Source organism: Xanthomonas arboricola (assembly GCF_002940665.1).
Lineage (GTDB): Bacteria > Pseudomonadota > Gammaproteobacteria > Xanthomonadales > Xanthomonadaceae > Xanthomonas > Xanthomonas arboricola_B.
The window spans coordinates 149,681-163,460 of the sequence record NZ_MIGY01000003.1; the positions used below are offsets into that span (position 1 = coordinate 149,681).

Annotated in this window: 13 protein-coding genes, 1 other RNA gene and 2 pseudogenes; 8 read left to right on the top strand and 8 right to left on the bottom strand. The window is 64.7% G+C overall.

All coding sequences use genetic code 11. The features are described from left to right. Positions 1-91: 91 nt before the first annotated feature. Entirely contained in the window at positions 92-1,144 is a 1,053-nt protein-coding gene (gene hrcA / locus XarjCFBP7645_RS14210) for a heat-inducible transcriptional repressor HrcA (protein WP_104538049.1), read from the bottom strand. A gap of 116 nt (positions 1,145-1,260) precedes the next feature. On the opposite strand from hrcA, the gene recN reads away from it, so the two are divergent. Further along, complete coding sequence (gene recN / locus XarjCFBP7645_RS14215; protein ID WP_104538050.1) at positions 1,261-2,925, top strand: DNA repair protein RecN; 1,665 nt, start codon at positions 1,261-1,263, stop codon at positions 2,923-2,925. A gap of 113 nt (positions 2,926-3,038) precedes the next feature. Here the strand turns inward: recN and fur are convergent, their stop codons facing one another. Further along, the gene (gene fur, locus XarjCFBP7645_RS14220) at positions 3,039-3,449 is read right to left on the bottom strand and encodes a ferric iron uptake transcriptional regulator (protein ID WP_181126399.1); all 411 of its coding nucleotides are present in this window, start codon (positions 3,447-3,449) and stop codon (positions 3,039-3,041) included. Positions 3,450-3,554: 105 nt separating this feature from the next. Between fur and XarjCFBP7645_RS14225 the strand changes: the two genes are divergently transcribed. After that, positions 3,555-3,950, top strand: a complete 396-nt coding sequence (locus XarjCFBP7645_RS14225) for an outer membrane protein assembly factor BamE (RefSeq protein WP_104538052.1) — start codon at positions 3,555-3,557, stop codon at positions 3,948-3,950. Between the two features lie 272 nt (positions 3,951-4,222). Here XarjCFBP7645_RS14225 and XarjCFBP7645_RS14230 read toward each other — a convergent pair whose 3' ends face one another. Continuing rightward, positions 4,223-4,498, bottom strand: a complete 276-nt coding sequence (locus XarjCFBP7645_RS14230) for an RnfH family protein (protein ID WP_104538053.1) — start codon at positions 4,496-4,498, stop codon at positions 4,223-4,225. 2 nt (positions 4,499-4,500) lie between these two features. Beyond that, on the bottom strand, positions 4,501-4,932 hold the full coding sequence (locus XarjCFBP7645_RS14235; RefSeq protein WP_104538054.1) for a type II toxin-antitoxin system RatA family toxin: 432 nt from the start codon (positions 4,930-4,932) through the stop codon (positions 4,501-4,503). Positions 4,933-4,992: 60 nt separating this feature from the next. Here XarjCFBP7645_RS14235 and smpB point away from each other — a divergent pair, with 60 nt between their 5' ends. After that, positions 4,993-5,496 (top strand): SsrA-binding protein SmpB, encoded by a 504-nt coding sequence (smpB, locus tag XarjCFBP7645_RS14240; RefSeq protein WP_104538055.1) that lies wholly within the window; start codon positions 4,993-4,995, stop codon positions 5,494-5,496. Positions 5,497-5,645: 149 nt separating this feature from the next. Here smpB and XarjCFBP7645_RS14245 read toward each other — a convergent pair whose 3' ends face one another. Next, positions 5,646-8,102, bottom strand: coding sequence for a S8 family peptidase (locus XarjCFBP7645_RS14245; RefSeq protein WP_104538056.1), 2,457 nt, complete (start codon positions 8,100-8,102; stop codon positions 5,646-5,648). Positions 8,103-8,235: 133 nt separating this feature from the next. Here XarjCFBP7645_RS14245 and ssrA point away from each other — a divergent pair. From ssrA to XarjCFBP7645_RS14265, 4 genes and pseudogenes are all read left to right on the top strand, one after another. Next, positions 8,236-8,632: a transfer-messenger RNA gene (gene ssrA / locus XarjCFBP7645_RS14250) on the top strand. A 106-nt stretch (positions 8,633-8,738) separates the two neighbouring features. Further along, positions 8,739-8,921 (top strand): annotated as a pseudogene (locus tag XarjCFBP7645_RS14255) (integrase); the annotation flags it as partial. A gap of 299 nt (positions 8,922-9,220) precedes the next feature. Further along, entirely contained in the window at positions 9,221-9,739 is a 519-nt protein-coding gene (locus XarjCFBP7645_RS14260; protein WP_258079563.1) for a MarR family winged helix-turn-helix transcriptional regulator, read from the top strand. A 31-nt stretch (positions 9,740-9,770) separates the two neighbouring features. Then, positions 9,771-10,688 carry a CPBP family intramembrane glutamic endopeptidase gene (locus XarjCFBP7645_RS14265; RefSeq protein ID WP_429001476.1) on the top strand — a complete coding sequence of 306 codons (918 nt, stop codon included), beginning with the start codon at positions 9,771-9,773 and terminating at the stop codon, positions 10,686-10,688. An 85-nt stretch (positions 10,689-10,773) separates the two neighbouring features. On the opposite strand, the pseudogene XarjCFBP7645_RS14270 reads toward XarjCFBP7645_RS14265, so the two are convergent. The 3 genes and pseudogenes from XarjCFBP7645_RS14270 to XarjCFBP7645_RS14275 form a co-directional block, all read right to left on the bottom strand. Further along, positions 10,774-10,974, bottom strand: a pseudogene (locus XarjCFBP7645_RS14270) (transposase); the annotation flags it as partial. Between the two features lie 350 nt (positions 10,975-11,324). After that, the gene (locus tag XarjCFBP7645_RS21735; protein ID WP_166775597.1) at positions 11,325-11,495 is read right to left on the bottom strand and encodes a hypothetical protein; all 171 of its coding nucleotides are present in this window, start codon (positions 11,493-11,495) and stop codon (positions 11,325-11,327) included. A gap of 123 nt (positions 11,496-11,618) precedes the next feature. Next, on the bottom strand, positions 11,619-11,867 hold the full coding sequence (locus tag XarjCFBP7645_RS14275) for a hypothetical protein (protein ID WP_104538058.1): 249 nt from the start codon (positions 11,865-11,867) through the stop codon (positions 11,619-11,621). A 154-nt stretch (positions 11,868-12,021) separates the two neighbouring features. On the opposite strand from XarjCFBP7645_RS14275, the gene XarjCFBP7645_RS14280 reads away from it, so the two are divergent. Continuing rightward, positions 12,022-13,719 (top strand): sensor domain-containing diguanylate cyclase, encoded by a 1,698-nt coding sequence (locus XarjCFBP7645_RS14280; RefSeq protein WP_104538059.1) that lies wholly within the window; start codon positions 12,022-12,024, stop codon positions 13,717-13,719. Positions 13,720-13,780: the final 61 nt, after the last annotated feature.

Consider the following 13,780-nt stretch of genomic DNA (forward strand, 5'->3'; position numbering starts at 1 on the left):
CCCGGGCAAGCGGAACGCCCGCCCCAACGTCACCCCGTATGTGGGCGCGCGCGCGCGTTTCAAGCAAAACGATCGTATCGATCGCTGCCGCTTATCGCGTGCCGGGCGGTTCCATGGCCGCGCCCAGCACCTGGGCGGCGGTCTGCACCAGCGGAATCACCCGGTCATAGGCCATGCGCTTGGGCCCGATCACGCCCAGCACGCCCAGCACCTGGCCATTGGCGGCATACGGCGCGGTGACCAGCGAGACATCGTCCAGCGACACCATGCCGGTCTCTTCGCCGATGAAGATGCGCACCCCCGGCGCCTGGATGGTGCGTTCGAGCAGTTGCAGGATCTCGCGCTTGCTGGCGAAGGCCTCAAACAGCTCGCGCAGACGGTCAAGGTCAGACAGGTCCTGCACGCCCATCAGGCGGGTCTGCCCGGCCATCACCATGTCGTCGGCGTCGGCCGGCACCAACGCCTCGCTGGCCAGATCGACGCTGTGCGCCAACAGCTGCTCCATCTCGTTCTTGGCCATGCGCAACTCGCGCAGCAGGCAGGCGCGGATGTCCGACAACGCCCGCCCGGCGAATTGCGCGTTGAGGTAATTGGCCACCCGCTCCAGCTCGGCCGGCTCGTAGGCCCGGCGCGGTTCGATCACCCGGTTCTGCACCTCGTTGTCGGCAAACACCAGGATCGCCAGCACCCGACGCGCGTCCAGCGACACGAAATCGATATGCCGGAAGGCGAACTGCTCGCGCCGCGGCGCGCTGACCACGCCGACGAAATGGCTCATCGCCGACAGCATCTGCGAGGCGCTGCCCAGCAGCGACTGGGTACCGTTACCGCTGGCCAGCTCGGTGCGCAGGCGCCGCACTTCTTCCTCGCCGGGCGGCTGCATCTGCACCAGGCTGTCGACGAACACCCGGTAACCATGCGCGGTGGGCACCCGCCCGGCCGAGGTGTGCGGAGAGCTGAGCAGCCCGACATCCTCCAGATCGGCAAGGATGTTGCGGATGGTGGCCGGGCTGACGTCCAGCCCCGCGTGCTGGGCCAACGTCTTGGAACCCACCGGCTCGCCGTCGCGGATATAGCGGGCAATCAGTGTCCGCAGCAGTTGGCGTGCGCGGGGGTCGAGCGTTGGGGACTGTGACGCGCGCATGGGATCATCCGGTGAGACTGGGCATAGATAATGTCTGGCCCTGCGGTTGGCAAGCGTCTTATTCCCTGCCCGCCGCTCTCACCCTAAGCTGCCCCAAAGCGTTCACACTCGACCCCATGCTCAGACACCTCTCCATCAAGGATTTCGCCGTCGTCCGCGCCACCGAACTGGAGTTCGGGCCGGGCATGACCGTGGTTTCCGGCGAAACCGGCGCCGGCAAGTCGCTGATGGTGGACGCGCTGGGCTTTCTGTCCGGGCTGCGCGCCGACAGCGGCGTGGTCCGCCACGGCGCCGACCGCGCCGAACTGTCGGCCGAATTCCAGCTGCCGCCCCGGCATTCGGGCCTGACCTGGCTGTCGGACAACGAGCTCGACGACGATGGGCAATGCCAACTGCGCCGGATCATCCGTGCCGATGGCGGCTCGCGCGCCTGGATCAACGGCCGCCCGGTCACCTCTTCGCAACTGGCGGAGCTGGCCTCGCGGCTGGTGGAGATCCACGGCCAGCACGAACACCAGGCCCTGATGGCCCGCCACAGCCAGCTCGCCCTGCTCGACGCCTACGCCCGCAACGGCGCGCAGCGCGAACAGGTGCGCCAGGCCAGCCAGCGCTGGCAGGCCCTGCTGGACGAGCGCGATGCGCTGTCCGCGCAAGGCGATGTCTCCGACCGCATCGGCTTTCTCGAACACCAGCTCGGCGAACTGGAACGCGAGGACCTGGACCCGGCCGCGATCGCCGCGCTGGACGTCAATCATCGCCGCCAAGCGCACGCCACCGCATTGATCGGCGCCTGCGACAGCGTGGCCCTGCAGCTCAATGGCGACGACGGCGCCTCCGCGCTGGGCCTGCTGCAAGACAGCCGCCACGACCTGGCGCGCGTGGCCGAGCACGAGCCGCGCCTGGGCGAGGTGGATGCGCTGCTGGATAGCGCGGTCATCCAGATAGAGGAGGCGCTGGCCCTGCTCGACCGCGTGCGCGACGACCTGGAGGCCGACCCGGCCCAGTTCGAGGCGATGGAGCGCCGTCTCGGCCGCCTGCACGATCTGGCCCGCAAGCACCGCGTGGCCCCGGACGAGCTGGCCGCCCAACGCGACCGCATGAGCCTGGAAGTGGAAAACCTGCGCGGCGCCGACGAGCGCCTGCAGCAGCTGGACAAGCACATCGACGCGGCGACTGGCGACTGGCGCAGTGCAGCCAGCACCCTCAGCGCCAGCCGCACCACCGCTGCCGAGGCGTTGTCGGCCGCCACCACCACGCTGATTGGCGAACTGGGCATGGGCGGCGGGCAGTTCCTGATCCAGCTACAGCCGCAGGACGCATTGCGTCCGGATCCCAACGGCGCCGAGCGGGTGGAATTCCTGGTCGCCGCCAATGCCGGGCAACCGCCGCGCGCATTGCGCAAGGTCGCCTCCGGCGGCGAGCTGTCGAGGATTTCGCTGGCCATCGAAGTGGCCGCACTCGGCATGGACAGCGTGCCGACCATGGTCTTCGACGAAGTCGATTCCGGCATCGGCGGCGCAGTGGCCGACATCGTCGGGCAGAAGCTGCGCACCCTGGGCGAAGAGCGCCAGGTGCTGTGCGTGACCCACTTGCCGCAGGTGGCCGCCAAGGGCCACACGCACTATCGGGTCAGCAAGGCGCCAGTGGACGGCATGACCCAGAGCGCGGTCGAACTGCTCGGCCCGCAGGCGCGCCAGGAAGAACTGGCACGCATGCTGGGCGGTGTGGAAGTCAGCAAGGAAGCCCGCGCGGCGGCACGCAAGCTGCTGCAGAGTGCCTGAGCTGCCGGGCGCATTTCCGGCCACCACCGGGATTGCCCAGCAGCCGATGGCGACAAACGCACAAGGCGGCCGAAGCCGCCTTGTGCGTTTGTCGCAGTGCCGCTGGCTTGCCGTCAGCGCGAACGCTTCTTGCGCACGTACAGCACCAGCGAGTGCTCCTCCAGCTCGTAGCCATGCTGGGCGGCGATCTGCCGTTGCAGCGCCTCGATCTGTTCGCTTTCGAACTCGATGACATGCCCGGTATCCACGTCCACCATATGGTCGTGATGGCCGCCGCGATCCAGCTCGTACACGGCCTGGCCGCCCTCGAAATTGTGCTTCAGCACCAGGCCGGCGGCCTCGAACTGGGTCAGCACCCGATACACCGTGGCCAGACCGATTTCGTCGCCGTGATCAAGCAGCTGCCGATAGATGTCTTCTGCGCTGAGGTGGTGCTGGTTGCTCTTCTGCTCGAGCAACTCCAGGATCCGCATCCGCGGATGGGTCACCTTGAGCCCGACTTTGCGCAGGTCGTGGGTTTCCATATGTTCTCCGTTCATTGGCGATTTAGCGCCAGCTGCCTTCAAACGGGTCGCGGCGACCGGCGGGAGTGTATCATCGGCGTGATTTCCTCAGCACTTTAATCCCCGATGCGTAATTTCCTGCTGGTCGCCGCCGTTGCTCTTTCCACCGCTGGCTGCGGCATCATCTACAAGCAGCCGATCTACCAGGGCAATCTGATCAAACAGAATGCCGTGGAGCAACTGCAGGTAGGCCAGAGCAAGCAGCAGGTCAGCGCGTTGCTGGGTACCCCCTCGATCCCCGATCCGTTCCATTCGCAGCGCTGGGACTACACCTCCACCCAGCGCGTGGACCGTCTGGCGCGTACCGAGGTCAAGAACTTCACCGTGTTCTTCGAAAACGAGCAGGTCGCTCGCTGGGAAGGCGACTATTTCCCATCCCAGGACGAGCAGCTGGCCAAGTCGGCGCCCAAGCAGTTTGGTCGCAACCTGGCCCGCGACAAGAAGAAGCAGCGCGGCCGCTGATGCGCTTGCCAGGCGATCTTGCGATCGCCTGAGTAGCGGTCGGTCCGGTGAACGCACCTGCTGCACGGGTTCGTTTTTCGTTTGCCTGGTCGCAAAGACCTGTTCAACAGGGACTATAGGGCTCACCTAGATACCGATATCTGAGGCTTTTTTTCAGGCGCCTCGCGTCAACATGCGGCGCTTGTCCGAACCCAACGGACACAGCCGGCTCTTCATGGCAATAACCGGAAGAGTTCGCTCTGGTGCCTGGGCGTCGCGGCGCCGGCAAGCCGCTATCCGTTGGGGCCGGCTTTTTTGCTTGGTCCGGCACGACGCCGCCGCGCTTCCTTCGGATCCAGCAACAGCGGCCTGAGCAATTCGACCCGGTCACCGTCGCGCAGCACCTGGTCCGGGCCTGCGATCAGCCCGTGAATCGCCTGCGCTGCGGGTGGCCGATCCGGCGCCAGACCAGAGGCGGCAATCGCCGCGGCCACAGTGGCGCCCTCGGCCAGGTCCAGCCACACCGACCTGCAGCAGTCCGGCCAGGCCAGCACGACTTCGACCCGCATGCTCAGCCCTCGCCGCGATCGGCGACCCGCACGAAATCGTTGACCATGCGGTCGGCCAGGCCTTGAAACCCCAGCGCCAGCGCCGGACCCAACAGCCGCGAACTTGTTTCCACTTCCAGGGTCAGGCTGACCTTGCAGGCGTTCTCGCCCAGCGACTGAAACTCCCACAAGCCTTCCAGCCGCTTGAACGGCCCGTCGCGCAAATGCATGACGATCCGCTCCGGACGTTCGAGCATGTTTTCGGTGGTGAACCAGGTGCGGAACGACCCCAGCCCCAGATCCAGCCGCGCCACGATATGCGCCTGGTCCTGTTCAAGCACCTGCGCAGCATCGCACCAGCCGAAACGGCGCGGATAGGCGGCAACATCATTGACCAGATCGAACATGCGGGTGGCGCTGTGTTCGACCAGGGCGCTGCGACGGATGGTAGGCATTCGCTAACTTGTGAAAGACAGAAGATCGTTTGATGACGCCGAATCGGCGACAATGGCGGCATGAGCAAGAAACCAGCCAAGGATAAAGCAAACGGCGCGACGGCCACGAAAACCATCGCGCTGAACAAGCGTGCGCGCCACGAGTATCATCTGGAAGAGCGCTACGAAGCCGGCCTGGCCCTGCAGGGCTGGGAGGTCAAGGCGATCCGTGCCGGCCGCGCCAACATCATCGACGGCTACGCCTACGTGCGATCAGGCGAGATCTTCCTGATCGGCGCGCAGATCACCCCGCTGATCCAGGCCTCCAGCCACACGATTCCCGAAGAGCGCCGCACCCGCAAGCTGCTGCTGCACCGCCGGGAAATCGACAAGGTGCTGAGCAGCGTTGAACGTGACGGCTACACCCTGGTGCCCACCGCGCTGTACTGGAGCAACAACAAGGTCAAGCTGGAAATCGCGCTGGCCAAGGGCAAGCAGAATCACGACAAGCGCGACGCCGCCAAGGACCGCGACTGGCAACGCGACAAGCAGCGCGTGATGCGGCGGCATAACCGGGATGCGTGAGTGGCGGGGATTGGGGATTCGGCATTGGGGATTGGTAACGGCAAAGCCGTTCTCAGCAGGCATCGGACTGTCTTCCGGCACTGAGCAACAACGTTGCACGTACAGCCCATGCTTTTGCGAATCCCCAATCCCCAATTCCTAATCCCGAATCACGTCGCCCCAAGCATCCGCATCAAATTCGGCACCCCCCTGCCCTGCACATAGCGATCGCGTTGCAGGTCGGTGCTGGTGTCCAGCATCAGCTGCTTGACCCGATCCGGGAAGCCGATGAACTCGCGGCGTGCGGAGAGGAATCCGGCCAGCACGCCGGAGACGTGCGGTGCGGCCATGCTGGTGCCGCTCATCTCCACCATCAAGCTGGCCGGATCTTTCGGGTCGAAGTCGTAATAGGCCGAGAGGATCTTTTCGCCCGGCGCGACCACGTCCGGCTTGCCGCGACCATCGGCGGTCGGTCCGCGCGACGAAAAATACGACACGCCGTAATTGTGCGGGCTGCTCTTGTGCACCGAGCCGACCACGATGGCGTCTTCCAGATTGCCCGGATCGCTGATCGACAGATCCATGTTGGCCGGATACGCATCGCCGTCGTTGCGCATCAACCATGCCAGGCCCTCGTTGCCGGCTGCCACCACCACCAGCACGCCTTGCCGCCATAGCCGCCGCAACTCGTTGCACAGCGGCGTAAAACCGCAGCCGTAGCTCTCCGGATCGAAGTAACCGCCCAAGCTCAGATTGACGCCGTGGATGACCAACTCGCCGGCGCGCTCGTTGATCGCCGCCACCTGCTGCACCGCCTTGATCATCCACGAATCGCGGCCGTTGCCGGCATCGTCCAGCACCTTGAAACCGTAGAGCTGGGTGTCCGGCGCCATGCCGGCGAACTCCAGCGGTTTGCCCGGGTTGCCCTGCGCGTCGGGAATCAGCGCGCGGCTGTGGCCGGCGATGATCCCGGCGATATGCGTGCCGTGCCCGTGCCGATCCAGCCGTGCGAAGGCATCGCCGTCAGCGCGCGTCAATCGCTTGGCTGCGCCCCGCCGCGTGCAATCCCACTGCGCCACCACCGTGTCGTGTTCTCCCTTCGCGAAGAAATGCGGATGACTGGCCGCGATACCGGTGTCCAGCACCGCCCAGCCGATCTGTTGCCCGCGCGCGCGATATGCAGTGCGCGCCGCATCGGCATGCAGGACGTTGCCGGACACGTTGATCAACGCGCGCTTGCCGGCATCGCGCCACACGCGTCTGAATCCCAGTGCACGGTAGCGGTCCTGCAGCGATTCGATCTCGAACCGCGTCAGCCGCGCCGACACAAACCGCTGCAAGCTGTCTTCCAGCTCGATCGCCTCGTCCAGCGCATCGCCGCTCAAGCCGGTGGTCGCTGCAGCGGTCTGGCGCAGTTGCGCCAGCAGCAGCGCGCGCGTGGCGGCCGGATCGTTGCCCAACAGCCGTCGGTCCAGCTCGATCAGCACTTCGTGCCGGTGCTCGGCGCCATGCGCTTCCAGTTGCTCGCTGAGATCCTTGATCAACACGGCGTTGGAGACCGGTTGATCGAAGCCGACGCCCACCGCTTCGCGCACCGCCGCGCGCACCTGCGGAATCGACAGATAGCCCGAACCCGAATGCGCGTTGTGCTGCCAGTCCGGATTCAAGCGCGCGCCCGCGAGGTTCTCGAAGCGCCCCTTGACATTGGCGATGTCGTCGCCGAGATCCGGGTCCAGCGCGATCGGGTCGCGCGTATCGGCCACGTTGATCCAGCGCCGCACGCACGCAGGAAACGGCAGCTTGCGCGTGCCGGTCCAGCGCTTGAACATGCTGCGCACCTGCGGCAGGCCCAATGGCGAGCCCAGGGTCAGGAACAGGCTGACCTCGCACTCGGCCGCCTGTAGCTGACGCAGCACGTCAAAGGCGATCATCGAGCCCTGGCTGTGCGCCACCACCACAAACGGCCCGCCGCCCGCGCGCAACCGCTGCATCAGGCTGTCGCGCATCAACGCCGCACGCTCGGGCACGAAGAACAAATCGTGCACGTCCTGCAGCAGCGCGGCGGAGATCAGCCGCAGCAGCACGCGGTTGATCGCATCGATCGGGCCCTTGGCCTGTACTTCGCCTGGCACCGGCATGGCCGGCGCGGCGTCCAGTTCGTCCAGTAATCGATGCAGATCGCTGCGTTCCTGCTCGCTCTGCGCCAAGGCGTCGGCGAGCAGGTGCAGATCCTGCTCGCCTGGCACCAGCCCAAGCGTGCTCAAGGCGCGCTGTGCGCTCTGATTGAGTGCCGGGCCGACATCGCGCGCATCGCAGTTACCGGGTTCGGCAACCGGATAACGCGCGCGATTGACCCAGTACGCCAGGCGCGTGCGCTCGCCCATCGGCCGCCCGAACAAAGCCTTGTCCCACTGGCAGCGCAACACCTCGGCCGGCGGCTTGTTGCCGATGCCATGGATGTAGATCACGGTGCGCGCCTTGCCCTGCACGCGCGTCAGTACGGTGTCCTGCGCCTGCTGCTGCGCAGCCCGGGTGGCGCGTCGCGGTTTGGGGACGTCGACGCCCGGTGCGATCTTGCGGGGCGCGCTGCGTGACTGCCGCGGACCTGGGGGCTTGCCTGTCGCCATCGCTTCGCTCCTTGATTACCAGACGTTTACGTCCGATAGGACTGAAGCCACTGTAAGCGCTGCACGTCTCACCACTTGTGACAAGGCGCTCCGATCCCTACACTGATCCGGTCAGCGTTTTGATGCTTTCCCCGGGGGTGCACTGGTTTCGACGGGGGTCGCGAAGTCGCTTGGCGCATGCCGAGGGGGCAGCTTTCCTCGTTAATCCAGCAGCAAACTTTTAGTTGCCAACGATGACAACTACGGTTCGGACTTCGCTATCGCCGCTTAATTGGCTTTAGTTGTAGTTCTATAGCCGCCTAAGGCGAACCCCCGAACCTACTTGTGCCCGTGCTCGTAGGTGTAGGGTCATTATCACGGAACCATCGGTAGTGGCTGCCTGTCAGCTACCGGTTAGATAAAGCAGGCTGGTTTCCAGGTGCGCTTTGCCAACCGTGCTGCCTGGAAATGAGATCCAACGGAGGGCTAAGCATGTAGTGCTGGGGATGGAGTGCTTCCGGACGGCGGTTCGATTCCGCCCACCTCCACCATCTGATCGCGGAAAGAGCAGTAAGTGCTTGATTTCGCGAAGGTTAGGCCTGGGGTTTGATGTTTAGTTTGAGCCTGCGTTAGGTATCAAACGAGGTATCAAACCCCGTGCCGAAGCCTTATTTCTTGCGCCGCCCTGCCGGGCTGTATGTGCGCTTCTTCGTCCCGACCGACCTGCAAGCCCTGATCGGCTCGCGCTACCTTGTCCGTCCCGTTCGCTTGTCCCTGGGTGATGCCGCCCGTCTGGCCGTGGCACGAACTGCTGTGGCACTCTCGGAAGCATTCGATCGGTGATGCTGCGGCGTCGATCTGCTGCTTCCGCAGCTGCCCAGAGCCGCTGTAGGCTGTCTGTCCATGCAGACGAATCAGGCATTGCCAGGCAACGCGACTGGATGATGCCCGCTCACCCCGGTGGCCGTGCTTAGTGCCAACCCCATCGGTCAGGACTGTCTCCCACCAGCACGGTGCCGGCGGCACATCTGCAAACGACGCAAGTAGGCCTAGCAGGGTCAGGCAAAAAGGCCTACCGCTACCGCCAGGCATACGCTGCTGGCAACTTTGCTCACTCCCAGTCCCCATACTTCCGGCACATGGCGCAATTGCAACAGCGCTTATACATTTCAACCATGAACATGCCTCCTCCCACACTCGGTACCTTGGCCCGGCACTTGATTGAGTTGCTAGATGGCGACCTTGAAGCCGTCTACGCCGCATCAGGGCTGGCTTGGCGGCCCCGCTACACACCGGTGTTGCGTGTGCTCATGCGGCTTGGTCCTGCGTCCATCAAAGTACTGGCGCAGGAAATTGGCATCACCCACTCCGCTGCCAGCCAGACCGTTGCGCAAATGGCCAAACAACGCCTGGTGGCGTTGAAGCCGGGTACAGATGCGCGCGAGCGCATCGTGCTAGTCAGCCCCAAAGCCCGACGCATGATTCCTGCCTTGCAGCGCCAATGGGCCGCGACCAACGCGGCGGCCGCGCAACTTGACACGGAGTTGTCTGCCCCCCTCTCCGCCGTGCTTGCCGAAGCCATTGCCGCACTGAATCAGCGTTCATTCGCATCCCGCATCGCCGCGGAAACTGCCGCATCCATCCGTACCACCCCATAGCCGCAGCACCGAGGAATCGCACATGCATGCAATGACGCAATCCAGTGCACCGCTTGCCCCCCCAGCATCCACTCACAATGCACAGCTGATCGCGCTTGGCGAGCGCGGTTTACTGCGGCCGGGTAGGCTCCGTTGGTTGCGCGCCTGCGGCTGGGCAGTTCCGCTGTTCTTCCTAGTTGCCATTCCGGCAGGTGCGCTCACACGCTTTCTGGGCGGATTCTGGCCAAAAACCAACGAGCCCATGCAATTTTTCGTCGGCTTGTCCGGTGTGCTTGTGGCGCTTGGAATCTATGCGCTGGCCGTGAAGCTTGCCGAAAAACGCAAGGCGTCGGAAATTGCATTGCGCCCCATGCTGCCGCAGCTCTGCCTCGGTCTGCTGGCTGGCTTAGCGATGTTCTCCGGCGTCATGGGCATCATGGCGCTGTGTGGGCTTTACGACATCCAGGTAATTGGCCCGGCATCGGCATGGACCCCACTGCGCAAAGCAATACAAGCGGGCGTGGTGGAAGAGCTGATGATGCGCGCGGTACTGCTGCGTTTGATATGGCGCGCGTTCGGCCCATGGACCGCGTTCGCGGTGTCGTGCGCAGTGTTCGGCTTCAGCCATCTGGGCAACGCGCACGCAACGGTGTTCGCCGCCATCTGCATTGCACTGGAAGCCGGCGTGATGTTGGGCGCGTTCTACGCACTCACAGGGCGTATCTGGGTCTCGATTGGCGCACACATTGCGTGGAATTTTACCCAAGGCTACCTTTTCGGCGCTGCGGTGTCGGGCACGGCGATTGGACCGGCCCTTGCACGGAGCACGCCCAATACCTCGCTGCCACAATGGCTCACCGGCGGTGCATTCGGTCCGGAAGCTTCGCTTCCCGCCATGTTGGTTTGCCTCGCAGTCGGGCTTACGACGGTCTGGCTGGCATGGCGTCGGGGGCAGTTCGCCAAGCAATGAAGATCGCAGGCTAACAGTGCACATTGCTAGTGGGCTGATGTTGATCGCGGAACTGGATCGGCGTTAGCCCGCACAAGCTGTCGTGCTGTAGCAGTTGGGGCTCGGTCTCCAGGTCGCGAAGACGTTGCACGTCGGCAGCCTCCATGCCGCCGCACTTGGACGTCCAGACGTCATACATCGCCTCGGAAATGCCCAGCTCGCGACAGGCATCCTTGACATGGCGGCCGCCCTCGACCTGCTTCAACGTGGCGACAATCTGGCTCTTGGTGGACTTGCTCCTGCACATCATTGGTCCCCTTGGGGGGCTCGTGTGTCCGGAGACCTCTGGCTATGACTGGATCAATTTTACGGCGGGTTGGCACCCTGTCCCGGAAACGCACGACCGGCAGCGAGACAGCTCTGACGGGCTGCCGCACCGGTTGTTGCCCGATAGACCGTTGTTTTCCGATCACAGACAAGAGCAGGCCGAAGGCCTCGTCGATGCTGGCGCAGGCGTCGGATGCCTGTCGCGGGTGCCTATCACTCCTGCGAGCGGATCTCCAGCGCCATCAACCGTGGTTCGCCGAAGGCCCGTCAGTGTGCCGCCGTAAATCTGCAGCCAGCGCATCGCGTACACCTGCACGCTTACGGGCTGCGTCAGTTAGTGACGTGGGCGGTCTGTTCGGTGCGTACCGCGGATGCGACTGCGGCGACATTGGCTTGGTCCTGCGGCAGCGCCGCGTCGCCACGCAATTGGTCAAATAGCGCGAGCAGTTCGGTGGCTTCCTGCTGCAGCAGGGCCAGGGCACTTTTGTTGGGCTCTTGCATGTCGCTTCCGTCAAAGACGCTCCCCAGCGTTGCTTGGGGATAAAAGCAAACCATATGCCAGCTTGTCTGGCGCCGGCGAGCGCTGGCTCGGTTGACGCAACGATGCGCGCATGCGCATCCGCCTCAGGCGGGTTCGAGCTGCCGCTGCGCCTCGGCGTGCATGGCTTCCAGCGTCACCATGCCGGCGACGCGGGCGGCGGCCATGGCGCTGCGGTGGTCGGGAAATGTGGCAGACAAGGCACTGCCTGCCAGTTTGCCGGCGCTGCCGGCACCAATCTGGGCGATCTTCCAGTCGGCAGCCCAGCCGTGGCTGGGGCCCTCGCCCTGGATAGCGCGACAGGTCAATTGATAGCTACCAAGAAAAATGACCAATCTGTTGCTCGGCTCGATGACGAGCGTGAAGGATACCGCCGCGCCGGCGCCGGAGCGACCTCAAGCCAGTCCCGCAGCTGACTGGGCAAGCGAAGTGAAGCATAGGCACGCGCCTTGCATCGGCCTCCACCAGACAATCGGTGTTGGGGGAACGGTGTTAACCAAGAAAGCAAAACGCCACGCTGCCGGCGCCTTGTTGCTAGGCGGGATGATCTTCGTCCTGATCGGCGTGGGCGGCTATTTCGCCACGCAGCGTTCGTTGTCCGATGCCGGCTGGGTGACGCATACGCAAGAAGTGATCGCCAGCATCGACGAGATCCAGGCCGGGATGCTGTCGGCGGAGTCGTCGGTGCGCGGCTACGTCTTGACCGACAACGAAGCGTTTCTGGGAGTGTACGCCGATGCGATCGGGCGGCTGCCAGAGCGCATCGTGCGGCTGGACGCCTTGGTGCAAGACAACCCGGTGCAGCGGCGCAACGTCGTGGAGCTTGGGCGCCTGGTGGACATGCGCCTTGTGCAGATCAACAACCTGTTGCACAGCTATCGCAAGCAGGGACTGGATGGCGCGCGCGCCTCGATCGCACGTGGCGTATTCCAGACCTCGTCCTCGCTGCGCCGCCAGGTGCAGACCATGACGGAACTGGAGCGTCAGCAACTGGTGAAGCGCAACGACACCAACACGCGCAGCGCGCAGTGGGTGCTATGGGTGACGGTGGTCGGGATCTTCAGCGGGTTGCTGGTGATGTTGCTGGCCTATCGACTGCTGTCGCGCGAATTGGAACGGCGTGTGCTTGCCGAAGACGCGGCCAGCACGACCAGCGAGCGCCTGATCGAATCGTTCGCCACGCTCGAACGCACGTCGGCCGGGCTGGAGGCGCTGGCACGTTACTCGGGGCTGCTGCAGAACTGTCGCAATGCCGAAGAAGCGCTGGAAATCACCGCACGTACGATCGCTCCGCTGATCCCGGGCGCAGCCGGCGCGGTCTATCTGCTGCGCGCCTCGCGCGATCGTGCCGAACAGGTGGTGGCATGGGGCGCGATGGCCAACGACGACAACGCCAGCATCGCGCCGGACACGTGCTGGGCCCTGCGCCGCGATCGTACGCATGTGGTGGAAGACGCCAGCCAGGGCATGCTCTGCCAACACGTCGGCGCCAATCTTCCGGCGCATGCGGGCACCGCCTGCATCCCGCTATCTGCCCAGGGGACGCAGTTGGGGATGCTGGCGCTGCGCAGCGAGGATCCGCGCGATCTGGCCTCGTTGACCGTGGCCGAGGCTGCGGCCGAGCAATTGTCGCTGGCGCTGCATAACCTGCGCCTGCGCGAAACGCTGCGCCAACAGTCCATCCGCGATCCGTTGACCGGTCTGTACAACCGCCGTTATCTCGAAGAAGCGCTCAATCACGAACTGGCGCGCTGTACGCGACGGGTGCAACCCTTGTCGGTGCTGATGCTGGACGTGGACCACTTCAAGCAGTTCAACGATCTGCACGGCCATGGTGGCGGCGATCGCGTCCTGGCGGCGATCGGCGAATTCCTGCTGGCGCAGACGCGCGGCGAGGATATCTGCTGTCGCTACGGTGGCGAAGAGCTGACCATCATCCTGCCGGAAGTGGATCTGGCGACTGCCTGCAGGATGGCCGAGAAACTGCGTGCCGGCATCGAGACGTTGCAGGTGATGGCCGATGGCGTCTCGTTGCCGAAGGTCAGCGCCTCGTTCGGTGCGGCCAGCTTTCCCGTGCATGCAGGCAATATGGCGCAGCTGCTGCGGCGCGCGGACGAAGCGCTCTACCGCGCCAAGCAGGCAGGACGCAATCAGGTGATGAGTGCTGGCAATCCAGCCGCAGGCTAGGCCACGCCGTCGCCAGCGTTGCATCTGTGCCTGCGGCCATACCGTCGCCCCGCGCCCAACC